The 22,954-nt window shown below is 67.5% G+C and carries 15 protein-coding genes; 11 read left to right on the top strand and 4 right to left on the bottom strand.

What is annotated here, in order from left to right; all coding sequences use genetic code 11:
- Positions 1 to 63: 63 nt before the first annotated feature.
- Positions 64 to 858, top strand: coding sequence for a class I SAM-dependent methyltransferase (locus tag ACFW3F_RS16700; RefSeq protein ID WP_388059256.1), 795 nt, complete (start codon positions 64 to 66; stop codon positions 856 to 858).
- A gap of 727 nt (positions 859 to 1,585) precedes the next feature.
- Here ACFW3F_RS16700 and ACFW3F_RS16695 read toward each other — a convergent pair.
- Together ACFW3F_RS16695 and ACFW3F_RS16690 are read right to left on the bottom strand one after the other, a co-directional pair.
- Positions 1,586 to 2,419 (bottom strand): aldo/keto reductase, encoded by an 834-nt coding sequence (locus tag ACFW3F_RS16695; RefSeq protein WP_388059254.1) that lies wholly within the window; start codon positions 2,417 to 2,419, stop codon positions 1,586 to 1,588.
- A gap of 145 nt (positions 2,420 to 2,564) precedes the next feature.
- The gene (locus ACFW3F_RS16690) at positions 2,565 to 6,005 is read right to left on the bottom strand and encodes a protein kinase (RefSeq protein WP_388059252.1); all 3,441 of its coding nucleotides are present in this window, start codon (positions 6,003 to 6,005) and stop codon (positions 2,565 to 2,567) included.
- A 218-nt stretch (positions 6,006 to 6,223) separates the two neighbouring features.
- On the opposite strand from ACFW3F_RS16690, the gene ACFW3F_RS16685 reads away from it, so the two are divergent.
- The 5 genes from ACFW3F_RS16685 to ACFW3F_RS16665 all read left to right on the top strand — a co-directional run bounded on the left by ACFW3F_RS16685 (position 6,224) and on the right by ACFW3F_RS16665 (position 12,657).
- Positions 6,224 to 6,427 carry a cold-shock protein gene (locus ACFW3F_RS16685; RefSeq protein WP_004020476.1) on the top strand — a complete coding sequence of 68 codons (204 nt, stop codon included), beginning with the start codon at positions 6,224 to 6,226 and terminating at the stop codon, positions 6,425 to 6,427.
- 130 nt (positions 6,428 to 6,557) lie between these two features.
- Positions 6,558 to 7,325, top strand: a complete 768-nt coding sequence (locus tag ACFW3F_RS16680; RefSeq protein WP_388059250.1) for an oxygenase MpaB family protein — start codon at positions 6,558 to 6,560, stop codon at positions 7,323 to 7,325.
- Positions 7,326 to 7,397: 72 nt separating this feature from the next.
- Complete coding sequence (locus ACFW3F_RS16675; RefSeq protein WP_388059341.1) at positions 7,398 to 9,716, top strand: glycerol-3-phosphate 1-O-acyltransferase; 2,319 nt, start codon at positions 7,398 to 7,400, stop codon at positions 9,714 to 9,716.
- Entirely contained in the window at positions 9,713 to 11,206 is a 1,494-nt protein-coding gene (locus tag ACFW3F_RS16670; RefSeq protein WP_388059248.1) for an HAD-IB family hydrolase, read from the top strand. The genes ACFW3F_RS16675 and ACFW3F_RS16670 overlap by 4 nt, the downstream gene beginning before the upstream one ends.
- Positions 11,203 to 12,657: a wax ester/triacylglycerol synthase domain-containing protein gene (locus ACFW3F_RS16665; protein WP_388059246.1), complete on the top strand. Its 1,455-nt coding sequence runs from the start codon at positions 11,203 to 11,205 to the stop codon at positions 12,655 to 12,657. The genes ACFW3F_RS16670 and ACFW3F_RS16665 overlap by 4 nt, the downstream gene beginning before the upstream one ends.
- A 7-nt stretch (positions 12,658 to 12,664) precedes the next feature.
- Here ACFW3F_RS16665 and ACFW3F_RS16660 read toward each other — a convergent pair whose 3' ends face one another.
- A complete protein-coding gene (locus ACFW3F_RS16660) occupies positions 12,665 to 13,414 on the bottom strand; it encodes a FadR/GntR family transcriptional regulator (protein WP_388059244.1) in 750 nt (249 codons plus the stop codon).
- 225 nt (positions 13,415 to 13,639) lie between these two features.
- On the opposite strand from ACFW3F_RS16660, the gene ACFW3F_RS16655 reads away from it, so the two are divergent.
- Entirely contained in the window at positions 13,640 to 14,413 is a 774-nt protein-coding gene (locus ACFW3F_RS16655; protein WP_388059242.1) for an enoyl-CoA hydratase-related protein, read from the top strand.
- 45 nt (positions 14,414 to 14,458) lie between these two features.
- Here the strand turns inward: ACFW3F_RS16655 and ACFW3F_RS16650 are convergent, their stop codons facing one another.
- Entirely contained in the window at positions 14,459 to 17,848 is a 3,390-nt protein-coding gene (locus ACFW3F_RS16650; protein ID WP_388059240.1) for a pyruvate carboxylase, read from the bottom strand.
- 251 nt (positions 17,849 to 18,099) lie between these two features.
- Here ACFW3F_RS16650 and ACFW3F_RS16645 point away from each other — a divergent pair, with 251 nt between their 5' ends.
- The 4 genes from ACFW3F_RS16645 to ACFW3F_RS16630 are packed head-to-tail and all read left to right on the top strand — an operon-like array spanning position 18,100 to position 22,746.
- Entirely contained in the window at positions 18,100 to 19,854 is a 1,755-nt protein-coding gene (locus ACFW3F_RS16645; RefSeq protein WP_388059238.1) for a PEP-utilizing enzyme, read from the top strand.
- A complete protein-coding gene (locus tag ACFW3F_RS16640) occupies positions 19,854 to 20,858 on the top strand; it encodes a TIGR03619 family F420-dependent LLM class oxidoreductase (RefSeq protein ID WP_388059237.1) in 1,005 nt (334 codons plus the stop codon). Before ACFW3F_RS16645 ends, ACFW3F_RS16640 begins: the two co-directional genes overlap by 1 nt.
- A complete protein-coding gene (locus tag ACFW3F_RS16635; protein ID WP_388059235.1) occupies positions 20,855 to 21,958 on the top strand; it encodes a zinc-binding dehydrogenase in 1,104 nt (367 codons plus the stop codon). Before ACFW3F_RS16640 ends, ACFW3F_RS16635 begins: the two co-directional genes overlap by 4 nt.
- Positions 21,955 to 22,746 (top strand): SDR family NAD(P)-dependent oxidoreductase, encoded by a 792-nt coding sequence (locus ACFW3F_RS16630; RefSeq protein ID WP_388059233.1) that lies wholly within the window; start codon positions 21,955 to 21,957, stop codon positions 22,744 to 22,746. Before ACFW3F_RS16635 ends, ACFW3F_RS16630 begins: the two co-directional genes overlap by 4 nt.
- Positions 22,747 to 22,954: the final 208 nt, after the last annotated feature.

The following is a 22,954-nucleotide window of genomic DNA, read 5'->3' as shown; positions in this document are numbered from 1 at the left end:
GTCGCGCGATGTGCGCTCACGCCGGGGACAATGACCGGAGGTCGGACAACCGAGGAGTACGCAATGGTCGATTGGGACGGCGAGCGGTACGCGGACGTGAGCGCTCTGCAGCGCATGGTCGCCGAGGAGTCGATCGGCGACCTGGAACTCGCCGGCACCGAACGTCTGCTCGACATCGGCTGCGGCGACGGATTCATCACGATGCTGCTGGCCGACCGGCTCCCGTCGGGCTCGGTTGTCGGCGTTGATGCCTCGCGGCGGATGATCGAACGCGCGCTGCTCCGGGTCCCGCCGGACGTGCTGCGCGTTCAGTTCCACGTCGACGACGTACTGGCCCTGCCCTTCGACGCCGACTTCGACATCGCGGTGTCGTTCAACGCCTTGCACTGGGTGCACGACCAGGGCGCGGCGCTGCGCGGAGTCGCCCGGAGTCTCGTCGACGGCGGCCGGGCAGTGTTGCAGATGGTCTGCGCCACCGAGAGACCGAGCATCGAGGACGTGGCGATGGAGGTCTCGGCGGAGCGGGGATGGCAGAGCTGGTTCGACGGCTTCACCGCACCGTTCGTCCACGTCCAACCGATCCGCTTCGGTGAGCTGGCAACCGACGCCGGATTCGTCGTCGACGATCTGTCGGTCAAGGACCTGCGGTGGCAGTTCGACTCGGTTGCCGACTTCCGGGCCTGGTTCGCGGTCGGGGCATCGGATTGGACGAGCCGGCTACCAGAGAGCGCGGTCGACGACTTCGTCGGCGCCGTCATCGACAGGTACGCCGACGTCGTCGGCGAGCCCGGACTGTTCCGGTTCAGCCAGTTACGTGCCTCGTTGTCGAAACCTGCTCGCCGCGAACCACTTCCGTGACCTGATGTCCCAGCTGGCGACGCCACCCACCCCTAATCCGAATCATCCGCATAACCCCTTGTCCCTGAGGTGCGAGAAGCAAAGCGACGACTGCTCTGCCCCCTAATCCGAAAGAACCGCATAACCCCTGCTCCCTGAGGTGCGAGGAGCGCAAGCGACGACTGTTCTGCCCCCTGAGGTGCGAGGAGCGTTAGCGACGAGCCTCGAAGGGCCTGGTGAGACACGTTGCGAGACCCTTCGTGGCTCGCTTCGCTCGCACCTCAGGGAGCAGGGGGGGTCTTTCGTGGTCCACGACGGCCGCTAGGCCGCAGATACTGAGGTGCGACAAGCAAAGCGACGACTGCTCAGCCCCCTGAGGTGCGAGGAGCGTTAGCGGCGCCCCATTGCTCCCTGAGGTGCGAGGAGCGTTAGCGACGAGCCTCGAAGGGCTACGCGAGGTATCTCACCAGGCCCTTCGAGGCTCGCTTCGCTCGCACCTCAGGGAGCAAGGGAGGTCGCCGCTCGCACCTCAGGGAGCAAGGGAGGTCGCCGCTCGCACCTCAGGGAGCAATGGGGCGCCGCTCGCACCTCAGGGAGCAAGGGAGGTCGCCGCTCGCACCTCAGGGAGCAAGAGGCACCGTCCGCACCACCAGGGAGCAGGAGGCACCGCCGCACTCAGGCTGCACGAGCCGCACGAAACGACCCGCACAGTCGACGGAAAACGGTGCACAGTCGACGGGGCGTCAGATCACTCCGGGATGTAGTTGAACGTGTCCGGGTCGGGGCCGATTCGTTCGTCGGAGTTCAAACGGTCGATCTGGGCGACCTCGGCGTCGGTGAGTTCGAAGTCGAACAGGGCGAAGTTCTCCTCGACGCGAGCGCGGGTGACCGACTTCGGGAAGACGATGTCACCGCGCTGGATGTGCCACCGCAGGGTGACCTGCGCCGGCGAACGATCCTTGGCCCGAGCGATCTCGGTGATGACCGGATCATCGGTCACCTTGCCCTGCGCGATCGGCGACCAGGCCTCGGTCGCGATACCGTGCTCGGAGTTGAACGCGCGCAACGGATTCTGCGACAGGTACGGATGCACCTCGATCTGGTTGACGGCCGGCACGACCTCGGTCTCGTCGAAGAGTCGCTGCAGATGCGCCTGCTGGAAGTTCGACACGCCGATCGCGCGCGTCTTGCCGTCGGCATGGGCTTTCTCGAGGGCCTTCCAGGTCTGGACGTAGTCGCCCACCTCGGGTAGCGGCCAGTGGATCAGGAAGAGGTCGATCTGCTCGACGCCCAGGTCGGACAGGGTTCCGTCGAGAGCCTTCAGCGCGTCGTCGTAGTCGTGGAAGCCGTTGTTCAGCTTGCTGGTGATGAAGATGTCCTCGCGCGGAATGCCCGAATCCCGGACCGCCTCGCCGACGCCCTTCTCGTTGCCGTACATCTCAGCGGTGTCGATATGGCGATACCCGACCTCGAACGCAGTGAGAGTTGCTTCGCGCGTTTCCTCCGGCGGAATCTGGAAAACTCCGAATCCCAACTGCGGGATCGTGATTCCGTTGTTGAGCGTGATCGTGGGGACTGTCATGAGCGCTTGTCCTTTCTGCAGGGGTCTCCGACGTCGACCGCGCAGCTGCCCGGGTCGACCTCCGGAGACCGACCGTTTCGGGGCCGGCTGTCGGCGGCCATGTTCACGTTCAAGTCGATCCGACGGTCCCGGTATTCCCGGCGACTCATCGGCGAAAGGGTCCGCCGCCGAGCACGCGATCGAGAAACGCCGGTGGCATCGACGCCGAGACGATGCGCTCACCTGCACGAACGCTCTTCTCGACAGCTTCGACGAGCCGGCCGAACTCGTCACCCCCATCCAGCGGATATCGGACCAGTCCGGCCGCAGCACACTGCTCCAGCACCGACAGGGTTCGATCATGCGCCTCGCCGGGACGTCCCGCCGCCGACAGACACACAGCGAGCAGTCGTTGCGCCCTCAGCAACGCTCGCCGCCGTCCGGTCCCGGTCAGGCTGTCCACCCACCACTGCGCCCGCCGACACGCCACTGCGGCCGTATCGGTGTCACCGTCGGAGTCCAGCATGAGCCGGATCGAGGTCTCGGCATCGAGTTGCGCGACGATCGCGGCGATACCCGCGCTCGGCACTTCCCGGTCGGCGTCGACGCGCGGCGCGACCTTCCGACGAGCCGGCAGCCGCCGCGTGACCTGCTCGTTCTCGGCGAGAGCGCGGAGTCGCGGGGTTCCGAGCCGGTCGGCGACGTCCACGGCTTCGTCGAGATACCCCGCCGCGGCCTCCGGATCGCCGTGGCACAACGCCACTCGCGCCCCGATGAGGTGCCGTGCCGCGATCATGTCGACGATCCCCTCTGCGGCGCCGATGAGGAAGCTCTCGTCGAGCAGGCGTTCGGTCTCGGCCAACTCACCCCGCTCGTAGAGGATCTCGGCGAGGAGAGCGCACGCGAGCCGGGCGCCCTGCGACCGCGTCGAGGAGCCGCGTTCACGCGACAACCGCAGTCCCGTGCGGAAACACGCCTCGGCGCGGTCGAGATCCAGCTGTTCCAGATAGGCGAGACCGTCCAATCCGTAGCCGTACATCACCGCGTACGGTCCGGTGTTGCGCTGGTGGGCCGGGATCGCGCGTTGCTGCCAGCGATGCGCCTCGTCGAAGTCGAATCTCATGGTGGCACCGAGGGTTCCGACGTTGTGGATGGACGACACGAGGAAGGGGGACAAGCCGTCGAGATTCTCCGCCAGGCGCGCCACGAGTTCGTCGAGCCCGTCCGATCGGTCGGAGATGGCGCGCACGCAGGCGTCGGCGATATCGGCTTCGCGACGAATCCTCGCGGTCGCGTCGGACTGCGGCAGTCGGTCGAGGGCGATCCGGACCCGCTCGAGGGACGAGTCGGCGAGCGCCGAACGGTGCAGGAGGAGATTCGCCCACGCGAGCTGTAACTGCAGGATCGGGTTGGCCGCGACCGTCACCGGTGGCAGCTTCTCCATCAGCGTGAGCAGGGTGGTCATTCGCGAATGCTCGATCAGTGACCGGCCGTCGGTCTCGACGAGTTCGACGGCTCGATCGGCATCGCCGGCGGCGAGAGCATGGTCGACGGCCTCACTGAGCATGCCGTGCCCGGCGAACCACTCTGAGGACTGGCGGTGCAATGACGTGATCAGTTGTGGCTCATCACGTTCGAGTCTACGGCGGAGAAACTCGGCGAAGAGCGAGTGAAATCGGAACCACTCGCCGGCCTGATCCACCCGGGTGAGGAAGAGGTCTCGCGCCTCGATCTCCTCGAGCATGGCCTGCCCACGTGTCTCACCGCTCAACACGGTGGCGAGGTCCGCGCAGATCCGCTCCGGCAGAGACACTTTGAGCAGGACCTGCAGGACTTTCGGTTCCAGGACGCCCAGGACGTTCTCGGCCAGGAAGTCCCCGATGGCCTGATGGCGGCCCGAGATGTCACCGATCAGTTCGGACGGCTCACCGGATCTGCGCAGCGACACGCACGCGAGTTGGAGCGCCGCGACCCAACCGTCGGTGGACGACCAGAGTTCGGTGATCTGCTCGCGTCCCAGGTCCAGCCCCGCGACGTCGCGGAGAAAACTCGCGGCTTCGGTGACGTCGAAACACAGAGCAGCCATGTCGATCTCGATGATCTCATCGTGTACCTGCAGACGACTGACCGGAAGGCCGCCACGGGTGCGGCTGGTCACGATCACCTGCAGATGGTGACAACCGTGCTCGAGCAGGTGTCCCATCGCACCGATGACCGCCGGGTCGGCGACCTGGTGCCAGTCGTCGACGATGAGCACGATGCGTCGACCTCGTGCATGGACTTCGTTGATCACCGACGTCAGCACGTATTCCTCGGCACGATCCCCGTGTTCCTCGACCACCGACGCGAGTTCGCCGACGGCGTCCGAACCTGCCCGGCCGAGCGACTCGACGAGGTCGGCGAGGAATCGGGCCACGTCGTTGTCACTGCCGTCGACCGTCAGCCAGGCCACCGGCACGCCATCGTTCGCGAGCTTCTCGGCCCACTGTGCCGCCACGGTGGTCTTCCCGTAGCCGGTGGGCGCGTGGATGAGCGTGAGACGGCGCAGCTTCCCGTCGCGCAGCGTCTGGAGGAGGCGCGCTCTGGTGACCTGTGCCCGCGGTCGTACGGGTGGCCGGAACTTGGTCGACGGCATCGGCAGGTTCATCGTCGTGCGGCGCCGCGGGGTCGTCGAAGTCGGGCTCGGGGTCGAGGGACTCGTCGCCCCGGCAGGTAGCGCCATCTCGTCGAGGGGGACCCCGAGGCGCCGTTGTGCGTCTCGCAACTCCTCGCCCATCGCCGACGCCGACGAGGGACGGTCGGCAGGCTCGCGCGCCATCGCGTGTTCGATGCAGCCGGACACCTCGTCCGGAAAACCGGCGGCCGCGAGATCAGGGACGCCTTCGCTCGCCACCCGGAGAAAATGTGCGACCACCTGTTCGCCGCTGCGCCGCTCGAAAGCAGCGTGGCCGGTCAGCGCACAGAACAGGGTGGCACCGAGCCCGTAGAGGTCGGAGGTGACCGACGGCGCCGCGCCGACGAGCAGTTCGGGGGCGGTGAACGCGGGCGATCCGGTGACCAGATCGGCGCCGGTTTCAAAGCCACCGGAGATTCGCGCTATCCCGAAGTCGGTGAGCTGCGCTTCGCCGTACTCGGTGAGCAGGATGTTCCCGGGCTTGATGTCGCGGTGCAGTATGCCCGCCCGGTGGGCCGTCTCGAGGGCGCCGGCCACCCTGATGCCGAGCCGCAGTATCTCTCGCCAGGCGAGAGGCCCATCCGTGCGGATGCGTACGTCGAGCGACGCGTGGGGGTGATATTGCATCACGATGAACGGAAAGCCTTCGGGCGTGGATCCGACCTCGAGGATGTTGACGATGTTCGGGTGCCCGGACAGCCGCCCCATTGCCCGCTGTTCCCGTACGAACCGCTCGAGGTTCTCCTCGTCGAGGTGATCGGTGAGGACCTTGACCGCGACGTCTCGGTCCAGCGCGGGCTGCCGGCAGCGGTACACCGCACCGTAACCACCGCGGCCGATCTCGACCGGATCGGCGAAACCTGCCCCCACGAGTTCACCGGCGACGTCGTGAACGGCATCGCGCTGTGTGGTCAACGGATCGTTGTCGGCCATGACTTGCCTCGATCGCGTGTCGATCGCCTGCTGCCCTGTCCAGACTACTCAGGCATCCCTCGGGGGCGGGATTTCGTTCCAGAATTCGGGTACCCGAGCACCCCCGGCGTCACACCAATTGTCCCCTGCGTTTCCCAACGGTCGACATCTGTGACAGAGTTGATGCCGCAGCCATCGGTCTTGGTGGTTGCGCTCACTGAAGAAAGAAGTACAGCAGTATGGCACAGGGAACCGTCAAGTGGTTCAACGGCGAAAAGGGCTTCGGCTTCATCGCTCCCGACGACCAGGGCGCAGACGTCTTCGTCCACTACTCCTCGATCACCGGTAGCGGCTTCCGCAACCTCGAGGAGAATCAGCGTGTCGAATTCGACGTGGAGCAGGGTGCCAAGGGCCCCCAGGCTACCAACGTCAGCGCGCTCTGAGGTCCTGACTTTCGCGAAACGCCCCACTCGGCCTCACGGTCGGACGGGGCGTTTCGTCGTCTCCGGAGCCTCTTCCGATATCTGATAACGTTCGTGGTCAGATATCGGGATCGCCGAACGGGAGACGCGCGTGCCACTCGACGAGAACTCGCTGCTGTGGCGCTACGTGGGCGATCGCCGATTCGTGATGTCCGTCTGTCGGGCCACCTCGCTACAGATGCTGCATCCGGCGATCGCGTCGGCCACGCATGAGTTCTCGGTCGTCCAGAGTCGCGTGTTCGTCCACAAGCGTCGAACGACTCCCTGCGTCATCCGCTCGGCGTACGAAGAAGACTTCGACGCTGTGCGCCGAATTCGGTACAGCCACGACCACTTTCACGGCCGACGCCCTGATGGCCGGCGCTACCACGCCCTGAACCCGGAGGTCTTCCTCTTCGAGCACGCGACCTACGTCGACGCGCTCTTCGCCTGTGTCGACACCTTCTTCGGAGGGCTCGAGCCCGACGATCGCGAACGCCTGTACGCCGAGACCTGCGAGTGGTACGGCCGATACGGCATCTCCGCTCGCTCATTGCCGACCACGCTGCGCGACTTCCACGAGTACTTCGACGACGCTCTCGCCACCGAACTCGATCCCGATCCGGGTCTCGGACTCTACCGAGAACAGCTGCTGCGGCCCGATTACTGGTACTTTCGCGCACTTCCGACCCCCGCCGTTCGCGCGATCCAACACCCCGTGGCCGCCGGACACCTGGGCCTGACGCCGTCGAGGTCCGACCGGCGCAGTCTGGCGCGCACCGCGTCGATGCTGCGGGCCGTCGACGCGGTCGCCCCGGGGCGCAACATCTGGCCGTACGAGGTCCGCGCGAAGGTCCTGGCGGCGCGCCGGCCGTCCTGACGAAAACCCGCCCTCCCCGGTGTAGTCCACGTCACAATGAGGCGTGGTGCGGCCCGAGGAGACGTGAGGGTGATGCAGGTGAACGATCCGGTGGTGGTGCTGACCAAGGCCCGCACGTCGTGCGAGATGCGCGCGGTGCGCGAGTGGACGTCGGCCAACTACCCGGACGCCACGATCTGCCGTTCGGCGGAGATCGACTTCGACGGCATGGCGCCGGAGACACTTCTCGTGCCCGTCCGGGCGGTCTGGCTACCAGCGGTCCGGCAGGGCGAGCGCCGGGTCACACTGGGCGACGTGCTGGTGCTGTCGAACCCACGGCGTCCACTCGGCGCGGTCCAGCCCCTGATCCGCAGACGACGACCCGACAGTCTCCGCGTCGTCGCCGGTGCACCCGCCACGATCGAAGAACTGCGCGCTCGATACACCCATCACCAGGCACAGGGCGAACCGTTCGCCCAGTTCGTGGTGTTCCAGGCGTCGATGTCGGCCGAGCGAGCCGAACGTCAGATCGTCGGCGACCGCTACAAGGTTCCCCGGCTGGTCGCCGAGCAGATCAGCAGTTCGTCACGATTCCAGACGTCGGCGGCCAAGCTCGCGGCCGAATTGGGACGGCCCACCGATGCGGTGGTCGCCGAGGCCACCGACAAACTCTCGACCTTCGTCGCCACGCAGAGCCGCCTCATGGACGACGTGTTCTCGGCAACCTTCAACCGCCTCCATGAGCGGGCCTGGAACGTCACGGTCGACGTCGAGAATCTCAACACCCTGCGCACCCTCAACAAATCCACCGGCCTGATCTTCCTGCCCTCCCACCGGTCCTACGTCGATCCGCTCGTCCTTGCCAAAGTGTTGCGCACCAACAATTTTCCACCCAATCTCGTCCTGGGCGGCAACAACCTCTCCTTCTGGCCCGTGGGTCCGGTCGCACGCCGCGCCGGCATGATCTTCATCCGACGGAAGTTCGGCACGGACCCGATCTACAAGTTCGCCATGCGTTCCTACCTCGCCTACATCGTGGAGAAGCGGTTCAACCTGGAGTGGTACATCGAGGGCGGTCGCAGCCGGACCGGCAAGCTGCGGAAGCCCAAACTCGGCCTGCTCACCTATGTCGTCGATGCCGTGGGCCAGCTCGAGGAGGCCGACGTGACGATCGTGCCGACGTCGATCGTGTACGACCAGCTCCAGGAGATCGGCGCGATGGCTGCCGAGGATGCCGGTGGCACGAAGAAACCAGAGGGAGTCGGGTGGTTGTTGCGTTATGCGAAGGCGCAGCGCGACTATCTGGGCGAGGCGCGGGTTCGATTCGGCACGCCCATCTCGCTGCGGACCGCTCTCGACGACGCCGGCGAGGGACGCGCCCGACTGGAGAAGGTCGCTTTCCGGGTGATGGACGAGATCAATTCCGCCACACCGATCTCGGCGACCTCGCTGGCCGGTTTCGCGCTTCTCGGCGCGCAGGATCGCGCGTACACCCTCACCGAGATCGAGGACATCCTGGCGCCGCTGCTCGACTACATACTCCGGCGCGAATTGCCGGGCCCGGATCCGACGCTGTGTCGCGGGGTCGGCCTGACCCAGACCCTGCGGGTCCTCGCCGGCAACGGCGTGGTGAGCTGCTTCGAGGGTGGGTCCGAGCCGGTGTGGTCCATCGTGCCCGACAACCATGCGGTCGCCGCCTACTACCGCAACGGCGCGCTGCACCATTTCGTCGACCGGGCGATCGTCGAGGTCGCCATGCTCGCCGTGGCCGATGGGGAGGTCCGGGCCGACGGGGTCCCGCCCGACGAGACCCCGGCCGGATACGACGAGACCGCCGACGGTCCGATCGCCGACCAGGGACTGCTGGCCGCATCGCAACGTGAGGCCCTGCGGATCCGCGACCTGCTCAAGTTCGAGTTCTTCTTCCCACCCAAAACCGAGTTCCTGCATCGCCTCGGCCTCGAACTCGACCTGCTCGCCCCGGGATGGCGTGCCGTCACCCCGACCCAGGAGTGGACCTACGAGGTACTGCACGGCCACACCGGCGGCCTCCTCGCCCGGCGCACACTGCAGCCGTTCTTCGACGCCCAGCTCGTCTTCGCGACCAAGCTCGTGGAACTCGGCACGATGTCCCGCGACAAGGACGACCTGATCACCGACTGTCTGGGCCTCGGCCGTCAGTTGTCGCTGCAAGGTGTTGTGCGCAGCAAGGACTCGGTGTCCAAGGACCTCTACGACGGTTGCTATCAGCTCGCCGACAACCGCAACCTGATCAACGGCGAGGACATCGCGGACCTCGCGGCCGCCAGACGCGACTGGCTCGACGAGGTCGAATCGATGCGCGAGCGGCTGGCACGGATCGCCTCCATCGAGGACATCCAACCCGCCGTCTGGTCGGAGGCCGCGCCGTGAGTGCCTTCACCGACCGCATGCGGGCCATCCGGTCCGCGCCCACCGGCAAGAAGGTCGCCGCGCTCTTCGACTACGACGGCACCTTGATCGAGGGGTTCTCCGCAGCCGCCATCATGCGGGCGCGGTTGCGCAGCATGGAGTTCGGGTTCGGCGAACTCGCCGACTTCCTGCTGATCGGGCTGCGCGGCGTCGTGTCCGAGCAGGACTACGCGGAGGTACTCGACGCCACGCGACCCACCTTCGCGGGCAAGACGTACGCCGAGTTGATCGAGTTCGGCGAACACCTCTTCAAGTACGAGACGGCAGCCAAGTTGCGGCCGCAGATGTGGCAGATCCTGCGCGCGCACCGGGAGATGGGGCACACCATCGTCATCGCGTCGTCGGCGACACGCTTTCAGATCGAGCCCATCGCACGGGAGATCGAGGCCGACTTCGCGCTCGCCACCGACGTCGAGGTCGTCGACGGGGTGGTCACCGGCAACATCTGGGGACGTCCGCTCTGGGGGCCGGGAAAGGCCGCCGCCGTACGGAGCCTCGCACGCGAGCACGACATCGATCTCGCGGCCTCGTTCGCCTACAGCGACGGCAACGAGGACATCCCTTACCTCGAGTCGGTGGGCAACCCGGCGGCGGTGTCGCCGCGTCGAATCCTCCGGTCAGAGGCCGAGTCCCGCGGCTGGCCGATCATCGACCTGAAGAATCCGACGTACAACCGGCTCGGGATGCTGGCCCGGACCGGCGCCTTCTACAGCTCCTTTCTCGCATCCGCGGCGGTGGGGATCACCACCGGGCTCGTCCGACGCGACCCTCAAGCGCTCGTCGAGGCCCTGCCGACCGGCACCGACGTCGGGTTGTCGCTGGCCGGTATCCATGTGCAGGTCCTCGAGGGCGGCGAGTACCTCACGTCCTCACGTCCGTGCGTGTTCCTCTTCAATCACCAGTCCAAACTCGACCTGCCGGTGATGATCAACCTGGTCCGGTCCGAGGCCACCGGGGTGGCCAAGAAGGAGGTGCAGCGGGTCCCGGTGGTCGGGCAGATCCTGCAGCAGGCGGGGCTGGTGTTCATCGACCGTGCCGACCCGGGCCGCGCGATCGAACAGCTGGCCCCGGCCGTCAAAGCGCTTCGAGATGAGGGGATGTCGCTGGTGGTGGCCCCCGAGGGCACCCGCTCGCCCACTCCGCGAATCGGCCGGTTCAAGAAGGGGCCATTTCACATCGCCATGCAGGCAGGCGTTCCCGTCGTGCCCGTGGTCCTCCGCAACACCGGTGAATTGATGTGGCGTGGTGCGCAACTCATCCGTCCGGGCACCGTCGAGGTGATGGTCCTACCACCGGTGGACACCAGCGACTGGTTGCCCGAGGAGATCGGTGACCGCGCGGAGGAGGTTCGGCAGATGTACGTCAGCGCCCTCGCCGACTGGCCGCTCGACTTCTTCGCCGACGACGGGGCCCGGCCACCGGTCGAGGTTCCCGAAGAGAGGCAGCTGTGAGCGACGAGACGGACCTGACCGACGGCGTGGACCGGCCCCTGGACTGGGCGAACGAGCCGCACATGAGCTCGGTGGACACCATCATGTGGCGCGGCGACACCGACCGCCGCATGCGCGGGACCATCTGCATGCTGGAGGTGTACGACTGCGCCCCGGACTGGGACCGCCTCGTGGCCGCGCACGAATGGGGAAGCCGGATGGCCCCGCGGTTCCGGCAGCGGGTCGTCGACTCGCCGTTCGGCACCGGAACACCCAGCTGGGCGGTCGATCCGGACTTCGACCTGCATTACCATCTGCGCCGAATCCGCCTGGGCGGCACCGGCAGCATGCGTGAACTACTCGTGACCTGCGAGCAGCTCGCGATGACCGCCCTCGATGCGGCGAGGCCACCATGGGAGGGCACGCTGATCGAAGGCCTGCCCGACGGGAGGGCGGCGTACTTCCTCAAGGCCCATCATGCGCTCACCGACGGCATGGGTGCCATCATCGGACTCGCCCAGCTGCATTCACCCACCCGAGAACACAATCCGGGTAAGCCACAACCGCCGAGCCCCGACCCGGTGAACATCACTGCCCTCGACCTGCTCCGCCGGCAGGTGGGCGAGGAGATCCGGCGGATCCCGCATCGCGTCGACACGACCTTTCGCGGCGTCCGCGCCCTGGCGCATCCCCGGCAGGCGCTGAGTTCTGTTCTGCGATACGGACGATCGGTGCCCCGGGTGGCGGGCCTGGTCAGTCCGCCGGGTTCTCCGCTGCTCGCACACCGGAGCCTGTCGTGGCGCTTCAGCGCTTTCGAGGTCCCGTTCTCCGACCTCAAGGCGGCGGCGTCGGCGACCCGCGCATCGATCAACGACATCTACCTCGCCGGGCTCGTCGGCGGCTTCCGTCTCTACCACGAGAAGATGGGGGCGCCGATCGAGTTGATGCCCGTCGCGATCCCGATTTCGGTACGACGCCCCGAGGACCCGGCCGGCGGAAACCGGATCGCGGTGGGGCGTCTGGCCGGACCGGTCGGGATCGCCGACCCCTTCGAGCGGGTGCTCACCATCCGCGAACAGGTACGCGTCGCCCGGCACGAGCCGGCCGTCGACATCTTCAACACCCTCGGCTCGGTGATGGCCTGGCTACCGGGCACCGTCCTCATGCAGTTCAGCGGTACAACCAGTCAGAACGACCTCCAGGCCAGTAACGTGCCGGGGATCCCGTGGGACACCTACGTGGCCGGCGCCAAGGTCGAGCGGATGTTCCCCTTCGGCCCGCTTCCCGGCTGCGCGATGATGGCGACGATGATCACCCACAACGGGACAGCTTGTCTCGGAATCAATTCCGACGGTGCCGCGGTCACCGACCTCGAGCTGTTCGCGGACTGTCTCGTCGCCGGTTTCGGAGAAGTGCTCGCGCTTGCCGCCGAGGACGAGGCAGTGCCGGGGGTCCTGCGGCGGGTGGTGTAGTCGTCGCTCAGATCTGCCACTGCACGGGTCGGGAGATGATGTCGCGGAGCCGCCGGCGGTAGTACCGCGCGGACTCCTGGTTGAAGACGTCCATGGCGGCCGCGGTGGCCTCGACGTCGCGGGCGCGCATCGCGTCGAGGATGTCCTGCTGGAGTTCGAAGGCGGCGAGCCGCGTGGCGATGGGATGCTCCACCGGCTCGGCGTCGCGGACCAGCAGCCACAGGGTCTCCATCACCACCCGGAGTGCGGGGTTACCCGCCGCCTCGTACACCCCACGCTGGAACGCGGCGTTGTTCTCCTGGAAGTTGGCGTGGTCCTCGGGATGATCACGCATCCGGTCCAGTGCCAGTTGCATCGACTCGATCTGCTCGTCGGTGACGTTCTGCGCGGCGGCCCGCGCGACCATCGGTTCCAGCATCAACCGGACGTCGATGACATCGCTGATGTTCGCACCGTTGATCTGCAGGAAGAGCTTCATGATGTTGCCGAGCGAATCGAGTTCTGGCCGTTTGGCTATGGGCCCGCCACCGATGCCCGCCTTGATCGTCACGAGGTCGCGACTCTCGAGGAGTCGCAGCGCCTCGCGCACCGTCGTCCGCGCCACGCCGTACTCGCTGACCATCTCCTTCTCCGTCGGAAGGCGCTGACCCTCGACGATGCCACCGCCGAGGATCTGGTCGGCCACCATGTTGGCCACCCGCGCGGACATCTTCTGCCCGCGCGGCTGCCGGGTGGCGGGCTCGTCGGCGACGGTCATTCGGCTCCCGTGGTCGGCTGTTCGGTCGGTGCCGACACCTTACCCGCCCGGACCTGCCGTCGAACTCGGATCGGGACTCCGATCGCCTCGTCGAACGGGTTGCCGCGGGAGGCGTGACATAACTCTGTACATATTTACCCACCTCGATTACCGTGAGAACCGTTCGAACCCCTGCGCGCCGCGGTTCTCCGCCCAGACGGCGCGGTCCTCGACAGTTAGGCACCCATGAAGACCACATCCCCTGCGTCCGGGAGCCTCTCGGTCACCTTGCAGCAACCGGGCATCGCACTCGTGGAACTGTCGCGGGGCAAGGTCAATGCCATCGACGGGCAGATGTACGAGGACATCGCCGCGACGTTCGAGGCGTTGTCCGATGACCAGGAGGTCCGGGTCATCGTGCTGACCGGCCGCGGCCGCATCTTCAGCGCGGGCAACGACATCAACGAGTTCCGCACCATGTCCACCGTCAGCGGCGACATCGCGATGCGACGGGCCAGGCGAGCGCTGTTCAGCGTGCGCGAATGTCATCTCCCAGTGGTTGCCGCGGTCAACGGACCCGCGCTCGGCAGCGGATTCGGACTCGTCGCTCTGGCCGACCTCGTGGTCGCGTCCGAACGCGCAACCTTCGGACTCCCCGAGATGAACGTCGGGGTCCTCGGCGGTGGCCGGTTCACCGCCCGGATGCTGCCCGAACAGGCGATGCGTCGCATGTTCCTCACCGCGGAGCCGGTCGATGCGTCGACCCTGGAGCGGTGGGGAGCGCCCGTCGAGGTCGTCGCACACGACGATCTCCTGGAGATCGCCACCGCACGCGCGCGCACCATCGCGGAGAAGAGCCGGCACGCGATCGTGCTCGCCAAGCAGTCCTTGAACGGCTGTGAGGATCTCGACATCCGCCGCGGCTACGAGCTCGAACAGTCTTTCACCGTGCGACTGTCCGAACACCCCGATTCCAAGACGGCGGTGGAGGCGCAGGTCGCCGACCTGGCCCGCAAGTGACCACATCGGGTCCGAGCCAAGGATGCCCGGACCCGATGCGCGGCGTCACTCCGTCGTGATCGTCATCAACAGATCCCCACCGTCGACCTCGGCCGATCCGGACACCGCCACACGCTGCACGGTCCCGGAACACGGCGCGGAGATCGCGGCCTCCATCTTCATCGCCTCGATCGTGCCGACCGGTTCTCCTCGCCGGACTTCGTCGCCTTCCTTCACCGACAGCGTCACCACACCGGAGAACGGTGCGGCGAGCTGTCCCGGCACTGCGGGGTCGGCCCGCTCCGCGCTGCGTGCGGTCGACTCCACCGCTCGGTCGCGCACCCGAACCGGCCGCAGCTGCCCGTTCAGGATGCACAGCACGTTGCGCATCCCGGAGTCATCCGGATCGGAGATCGCCTCGAGCCCGATGAGCAGCTCGACGCCCTTCTCCAGCTCCACGCGATGCTCTTCCTCCTGACGCAGACCGTAGAGGAACTGGTTGGTCGACAGCCGCGACGTGTCGCCGTAGGTCTCACGATGCTCGCGGAACTCGCGATTCGGCCCGGGGAACAGCAGGCGGTTCAACGCATCACGGCGCTCCGACGAGGTGCCGGTGAGCGCCGCGAGGTCGCCCTCGGTCAGTGCGGCCGGCGGGCGAGGTTCCGTGCGTCCTTCGAGTGCGCGCGTGCGGAGCGGCTCCGGCCAGCCGCCGGCCGGTTCACCCAGGTCACCGCGCAGGAACTCCACCACCGAGTCCGGGATGTCGTAGGCGGTCGGATCGTCGGCGAACTCGGCGGCGCTCGCACCGGCCCCGACGAGTGCAAGTGCGAGGTCGCCGACCACCTTCGACGAGGGCGTCACCTTGATCAGCCGTCCGAGCACGTTGTCGGCGCCCGCGTACGCCGCCTCGATGTCCTCGAAGCGGTCCGCCAGCCCCAATGCGAGGGCCTGCTGCCGCAGGTTCGACAGCTGGCCGCCCGGGATCTCGTGCGCATGGACCCGGCCGGTGGGCGCGGGCAGGCCGGTGTCGAACGGGGAGTACGCCGCCCGGACCGCCTCCCAGTAGGGTTCGAGCGCGCAACAGGATGCAAGGTCGATCCCGGTGTCGCGGTCGGTGTTGGCGGTCGCGGCGACGATCGCCGACAGCGGCGGCTGACTCGTCGTTCCGGCCAGGGGTGCGCTCGCCCCGTCCACCGCATCCACTCCGGCCTCCCAGGCGGCGAGGTAGGTGGCGAGCTGGCCACCGGCCGTGTCGTGGGTGTGCAGATGCACGGGCAGGTCGAAGCGGGACCGTAGGGCACGGACCAAGGTCGACGCCGCGGCGGGGCGCAGCAAGCCCGCCATGTCCTTGATCGCCAGTACGTGTGCGCCCGCATCGACGATTTGTTCGGCCAGCTTCAGGTAGTAGTCCAGGGTGTACAGGGTCTCACCCGGATCGGACAGGTCGCCGGTGTAGGACATGGCCACCTCCGCCACCGACGTCCCGGTCTCCCGCACCGCGTCGATGGCCGGTCGCATCGCGTCGATGTTGTTCAGCGCGTCGAAGATCCGGAAGATGTCGACGCCGGTGGACGCCGCCTCGCGGACGAATGCGTCGCTCACCTCCACCGGGTACGGCGTGTAGCCGACGGTGTTCTTGCCGCGCAACAGCATCTGCAGGCAGACGTTGGGCATCGCCGCGCGCAGGGCGACGAGACGCTCCCACGGATCCTCCTTGAGGAACCGCAGCGCGACGTCATAGGTCGCGCCGCCCCACGCCTCGACCGACCACAGTTGCGGGGTCATCCGCGCGACGTGCGGCGCCACCGTCACCAGGTCCCGGCTGCGCACGCGGGTGGCCAAGAGGGACTGATGCGCGTCGCGGAAGGTGGTGTCGGTGACCGCGAGTGCGGCCGACGCGCGGAGCTCGGCGGCGAAACCGTCGGGGCCCAGCTCCCGAAGCCGGTCACGGGAACCGGCCGGCGGCGGGGACGCGAGGTCGATCGCCGGCAGCTTGTCGATTGGGTACACCGCCGACGGTCGCTCGCCGTGCGGTCGGTTCACGGTGATGTCGGCGAGGTACCGCAGGATTCGAGTACCGCGGTCAGCGGAGGCGTGTTGGTCCAACAGATCCGGGCGCGACTCGATGAAGGAGGTCGTGACCCGCCACGCGCCGAAGTCCTCGTCGGCCAGGACCGCCTGTAGGAACGGGATGTTCGTGGCGACGCCGCGCACCCGGAACTCGGCGATCGCGCGGCGCGCCCGCGCCCGCGCGGTCTCGAGGTCCCGTCCGCGACAAGTCAGCTTCACCAGCATGGAGTCGAAGTGGGAGCCGATCTCGGACCCCAGTCCGACGCTCCCGTCCAGGCGGACGCCGGAGCCGCCGGGTGTGCGGTAGGCGGTGATCCGGCCGGTGTCGGGACGGAAGCCGTCCGACACGTCCTCGGTCGTGATCCGGCATTGCACTGCCGCACCGCGGATCTCGATGACGTCCTGGGTCAACCCCAGCTCCCGCAGGGTCGCTCCCGATGCGATCTGCAGCTGTGCGGCGACCAGGTCGACGTCGGTGATCTCCTCGGTGATCGTATGTTCCACCTGGATACGCGGATTCATCTCGATGAACACATGGCGCCCGTCGGAGCCGAGCAGGAACTCGACCGTCCCCGCACACGAGTATCCGATGTGTCTGGCGAAAGCCACTGCATCCGAGCAGATCCGGTCGCGAACCGCGGGATCGAGTGCGGGCGCCGGGGCCACTTCGACGACCTTCTGGTGACGACGCTGCAACGAGCAGTCACGTTCGTACAGGTGGATGACCTCGCCGGTGGCGTCGGCGAGGATCTGCACTTCGATGTGCCGGGCGTCGACCACCGCCCGCTCGAGGAAGACCGTGCCGTCACCGAACGCCGTGGTCGCCTCCCGCGATGCGGCCTCGATCGCCCCACGCAGACGCGACGGTTCGTCGACGCGACGCATACCGCGCCCGCCGCCACCGGCGACCGCCTTGACGAAGAGCGGGAACCCGATGCCTTCGGCTGCGGCGACGAGCTCGTCGATGTTGCTCGACGGGATCGACGAGGTCAGCACCGGCAGTCCGGCCTCGGCCGCGGCGGCCACAGCCCGGGACTTGTCGCCGGCGAGCTCGAGCACCTCGGCGGACGGGCCGACGAACGTGATCTGCTCGGCCGCGCACGCGCGCGCCAGCTCTGGATTCTCCGAGAGGAACCCATAACCCGGGTACACGGCATCCGCTCCGGACCTCACCGCGATGCGGACGATCTCGTCGACCGACAGGTACGCGCGGACCGGGTGGCCGCGCTCGCCGATCTCGTACGACTCGAACGCCTTCGTCCGATGCGCCGAGTTGCGGTCCTCGTGGGGATAGACGGCCACCGTGCTCGCGCCGAGCTCGACCGAGGCTCGAAACGCCCGTACCGCGATCTCGCCTCTGTTCGCGACCAGCACCTTGTCGAACATGGGTTTCCTTTCGTCAGTCGGATGCGCCTGGAGAAGCCACGCGAGGAGCGGGCGGCGCCGGGGGGATGTGACCCACATCTCCGGGTCTCTAGTCACATTACTAGACACTAAGTAAAGTTACTCATCGACGACGCGGACCGTGATCATCCCGCTCAAACTGCTGAGAAATATCTCTGTACATGTTTTCATTGTCCGCAGGTTTCTATAGTGTGACTTGACATACAGCCTGTCACCTCGATGAGGAGGAACACATGAGTGACGAGCAGTCCGCGGGGGCGATCGACATCGATCGATGGATCACCGACTGGGAGTTCAGCAGCCGATACCCCGTGTACACGCGTGCCAACGCCGGCGAAGTGCTGCCCGACCCGTCGAGTCCGCTGAACGTCACGATGGTCTGGAACAAGGGCCTCAATCTCGGATGGCGCGAAGGCTACGTCGAACACCTGGGTACGCACCTCGCCGAGGAGATCGACGAGGTGATGCCCCAGATCATCGGCAACTTCGGCGGCTACCACTACACCAACTTCTCGATGACCGAGCTCAACGGCGCCCGACTCCCGGGCTTGACCGTGCCCGTGTGGAACAGCCTGTGGGTGGGCGACCATCCCGACATCCCCGAGTACGTGCCGAAGCCGGGTGACGAGAACGCCGAACTGACCGCAGGTCTCGCGGAGAAGACCGCCTGGGCGCTGACGACCGACACCTTCCCGGAAGCCGAGGAAGCCAAACGGCGCGCCGACCGGGCACGCGACCAGCGACCGGAACTCACCGCGATGAGCGACGCCGAACTCGTCGACCACGCCCGCTCGCTGCTCCCCGATCTGATCTACTGCTACGCCTATCACCCCGTCACCACCACGCTGTCGACGATGGGCCCGGCCGTTGCCGGCCAGCTACTCGAAAGCATCGGCGAGGCAAGCAAACTCGGCGACCTCCTCAGCGGATTGGGTGGGGTGGACTCGGCTGCACCGTCGTATGCGATGTGGAAGCTGGGGCGCCTGGTCGCCGCTTCACCGGAGCTGACCGAGATCTTCGACCATGGGCTCGCCTCCGCCCTCGAGACCATCACGTCCAGCGACTCCGCCGACGCCGCGAGGTTCTGCGAGGAGTTCGACGACTTCCTCTACCGCTACGGCTCACGCGCACCGAACGAGTGGGACATCCGCTCGGACAGCTGGGAGACCAAACCCGTACTGGCGCTGATGGCGATCAACGGCATGCGGAACAGCCCACCGGAGGCGGATCCCGAACTGATCCTGCGGCGCAACCAGGACAAACGAATCGCGCTCACCGAAGAACTCGCCGCCGGGATGCCCGACGCGGAATCGGCGACCGCCTTCCGCAATGCGGCGAAGTCGATCACCAAGTTCATGCCGTGGCGAGAGCGCACGAAGACCGCGTGCGTGAAGATCATGGGCGAGATGCGTGCCGCCCTCTACGAACTCGGCCACCGGATGGTCGAGCGCGGCATCATGGACGACCACCACGACATCACGATGCTCGTCGACGACGAGCTCGATCGCTTCGTCGCCGATCCGCAGTCGTTCGCGGCCACCATCTCCGAACGCCGTGAGCAGTACCTCGCGCTGTTCGATCTGCAACCGCCGTTCTTCCTCTTCGAACCGCTCCCCCTCTCGCAGTGGCCCCGCCGCACCGGGCAGCGTGTCGACCCCGCGGTGCCCGGCGACGTCCTCTCCGGAGTCGGCGGCGCCCCGGGCGTCGCACGGGGACGCGCCCGAATCCTGCACGACCCGTACGAGGCCGAGCAGCTGGAAGAGGGCGACATCCTCGTCGCGCCACAGACCGACCCGGCCTGGACCCCGCTGTTCGTCTTCGCCGGCGGCGTCGTCGTGAACGTGGGTGCGACGATCACCCACTCCTCGATCGTGTGTCGCGAACTCGGAATCCCCTGCGCCGTCTCGGTCCGCGACGCGACCGCACGCATCCCCGACGGCGCGATGATCGAGGTCGACGGCAACACCGGGTCGGTGACGATCCTCTGATGGCACCGACATCCGGGGCCGGTGGTCCGACGATCGGACTCGCGCTCCCCCAACTCGGCGAGCATGTCGATGCCGCCGCGGTCCGCGACTTCGCGGTGTCCGCCGAAGAACTCGGCTTCGCCGGGCTGTGGGCGCAGGAGCATCTCTTCTACTCCGAACAGAATGCGTCAATCTACGGCGGCCGACACACCACTGCTGTGCACCCTGCCTACCGTTCGGTGCTCGGGGCGACCGAGCTCATGGCGTTCGTCGCCTCCTGCACCCGCCGGCCCCTCATCGGGAGCAGCATCCTCGTCGCCGGTTACCACCGTCCGGTCGAACTCGCGCAGCGCCTGGCCACCCTCGATCTCCTCTCCGGCGGACGTCTCGTCGCCGGTCTGGGAGTCGGCTGGTCCGATGAGGAACACCGGCTCATGGACGTCGACCCCCGCACCAGGGGGCGTCGGATGGACGAACTCGTCCGAGCCGTCCAGGCGTGCTGGGGTCCCGACCCCGTCGAGTTCGACGGGGACTTCTTCACCATCCCGACGTCGACCGTGCGGCCGAAACCGGTACAGACACCGCACCCGCCCTTGCTGTCCGGCTTGCGGTCCGAACGTGGCCTCGCCCGCACCGCGGCGCTGTTCGACATCTGGAATCCCAGCAGCGGGACCGTCGAGTCGCTACAGGAACAGCTCGACAGCATGGCCGCACAGCGGCCCGCCGACCTCGCTCCGGTGCGGCTGTTCCTGCGGTCCTACCTCCAACGCCCCACCGACCCGGTGGGTTCGGGCGGACAGGGACTCGACGGCGTGGCGGCCGATATCGGCACCGCCAAGGCGGTCGGTGCGGAACACTTCATCATCGAATGCAATTTCTCCGACGACGTCCGGTCGTCGGAGGACTGGGCGAGGATGCCCGAGCGGCTGGCGCCGCTGATCCAGCTCGCGCGTGACGACAGCTCCGCGGAGTCCGACCCGTCCGGGGTGGGCGCCGCCCGGCCTGAGAAGGAGAACGCATCATGAAAGCTGCTGTCTGGGAGGGCGGTACACCGAAACTCGCGGTCGAGGAGATCCCGCGGCCGACGCCCCGTCGCGGCGAGATCCTGCTCAAGGTCACCGCCTGCGGCGTCTGCCACACCGACCTGCACGTGCTGAAATCCGAGGTCAACTTCCCCTCGCCCGCGGTCCTCGGCCACGAGGTGTCCGGCGTTGTCGAAGAGCTCGGCGACGGCGTCGACACGCTCGCGGTGGGTGATCGGGTCGTCTGCAGCTTCATCATGCCGTGCGGCGACTGCCGCCACTGCGCGCGTGGACTCGACGACCTGTGCGAGAAGTTCTTCGCTCACAACCGACTCAAGGGCACGCTCTATGACGGCGAGACCCGTCTGGCCCGGTCGGACGGCAGCCCGCTGGCGATGTACTCGATGGGCGGACTCGCCGAATACTGTGTCGTTCCCGCCTCGGACGCGTTCGTCGTCCCCGACGGGGTCGGGCTCGGTGAGGTGTCGATCCTCGGCTGCAGTTCGTTCACCGCGCTCGGCGCCGTCAACAATGCCGAACTCCGGCTGGCCGACCGCGTCGCCGTCGTGGCCGCCGGTGGTGTCGGGTCGTCGATCGTCCAGTTCGCCGCCGCGGCCGGGGTCGCCCAGATCATCGCGATCGACGTGAACGACGACAAGCTCAAGGCGGTGGCCGACCTCGGCGCCACCCATACGATCAACTCCCGCGACACCGACGTCGTCGCCGAGGTGCGCGCGCTGACCGACGGCCATGGCGTCGACGTCGCCTTCGAGGCCCTCGGGAACCCGAGCACGTTCGCCACCGCGCTGGACATCCTCGACGATGGCGGTCGCGCCGTGGTCGTCGGGATCGCTCCCGCGGGCACGCCCGGCGAGCTCGATCTGGCCCGCCTCGTGCGGCGCAGCCTGCAGATCCGTGGCTCCTACGGCGCGAAGGCCCGGCGGGACATGCCGGCCCTGCTGCGCATGGTCGCCGGGGGGATCGTCGAGCCGGAACGTGTGATCACCCGCCGTTACCGGCTCGAGGACGTCGACGATGCCTACCAGGCGCTCGCCCGAGGTGAGATCGTCGGCCGGGCCATCATCGAGATGGATACCGAGTGACCGAACCCGCGTCGGGCACCGTCGCGATCGTGACCGGTGCCGGGTCGGGCATCGGCCGTGCGGTGACCGAGCTCCTGGTCGAACGCGGCGGTTCGGTTGTCGCGGTGGACAACTCATCTGCGATTCGCGACGAGTTCGCGGGCCGGCCGCGGATCGTCCCGCTCGTCGGCGACGTGACGTCGGCCGACGACAACCGGCTCGCGGTACAGACGGCCGAACAGCGGTTCGGCCGGCTCGACGCACTGATCCTCAACGCCGGGATCCCGGCTTCGGGGTCCATCGAAACGCTCGACCTCGAGGTCTTCGACCACTCCCTCGACGTGAATCTCCGCTCGGTGGTTCTCGGTGTGCGCGAAGCCATCCCCGCTCTCCGGCGGGCCGGGGGCGGTTCGGTGGTCGTGACGGCGTCGGCGACGGCGCTGGGCGGCGAGCCGAACCGCTGGCCATATGCCGCGGCGAAGGCCGGCGTGGTCAATCTCGCGAGGTCCCTGGCCATCGACCTGGCCGTCGACCGCATCCGGGTCAACTCCGTCTGCCCCGGCCCCATCGAGACCGGCATGACGCGACGGATCGCGGTCAACACCCCGGACCGGTACGAGTCGCTGCGCCGGATGGTGCCGCTGCAACGCTGGGGCACAGCCGGCGAGGTCGCCGAGGTGATCGCGTTCCTCGCCTCACCGCTGGCGTCGTTCGTCACCGGCGCTACGATCCCGGTCGACGGTGGAGCCACCTGCGGCAGCGGCCAGACGGTACCGCCAGGCGCGTTGGCGGACAATGCTGTTCGCTGAGTGGACCCAAATTCTGAGGGCGAGGAGCGACAACAGCGGCCCTCCGCTCCCTGAGGTGCGAGGAGCGCAAGCGACCACCCCTTCCGCTCCCTAATCCGAAAGAACCGCATAATCCCTGCTCCCTGAGGTGCGAGGAGCGCAAGCGACGAGCCTCGAAGGGCCTGGTGAGACACGTTGCGAGACCCTTCGAGGCTCGCTACGCTCGCAC

The sequence above is a fragment of the Gordonia sp. NPDC058843 genome (assembly GCF_042743165.1).
Taxonomy (GTDB): Bacteria; Actinomycetota; Actinomycetes; order Mycobacteriales; family Mycobacteriaceae; genus Gordonia.
Note: the sequence above shows the minus strand (reverse complement) of the source record. Positions and strands in the feature narration are given on the sequence as shown.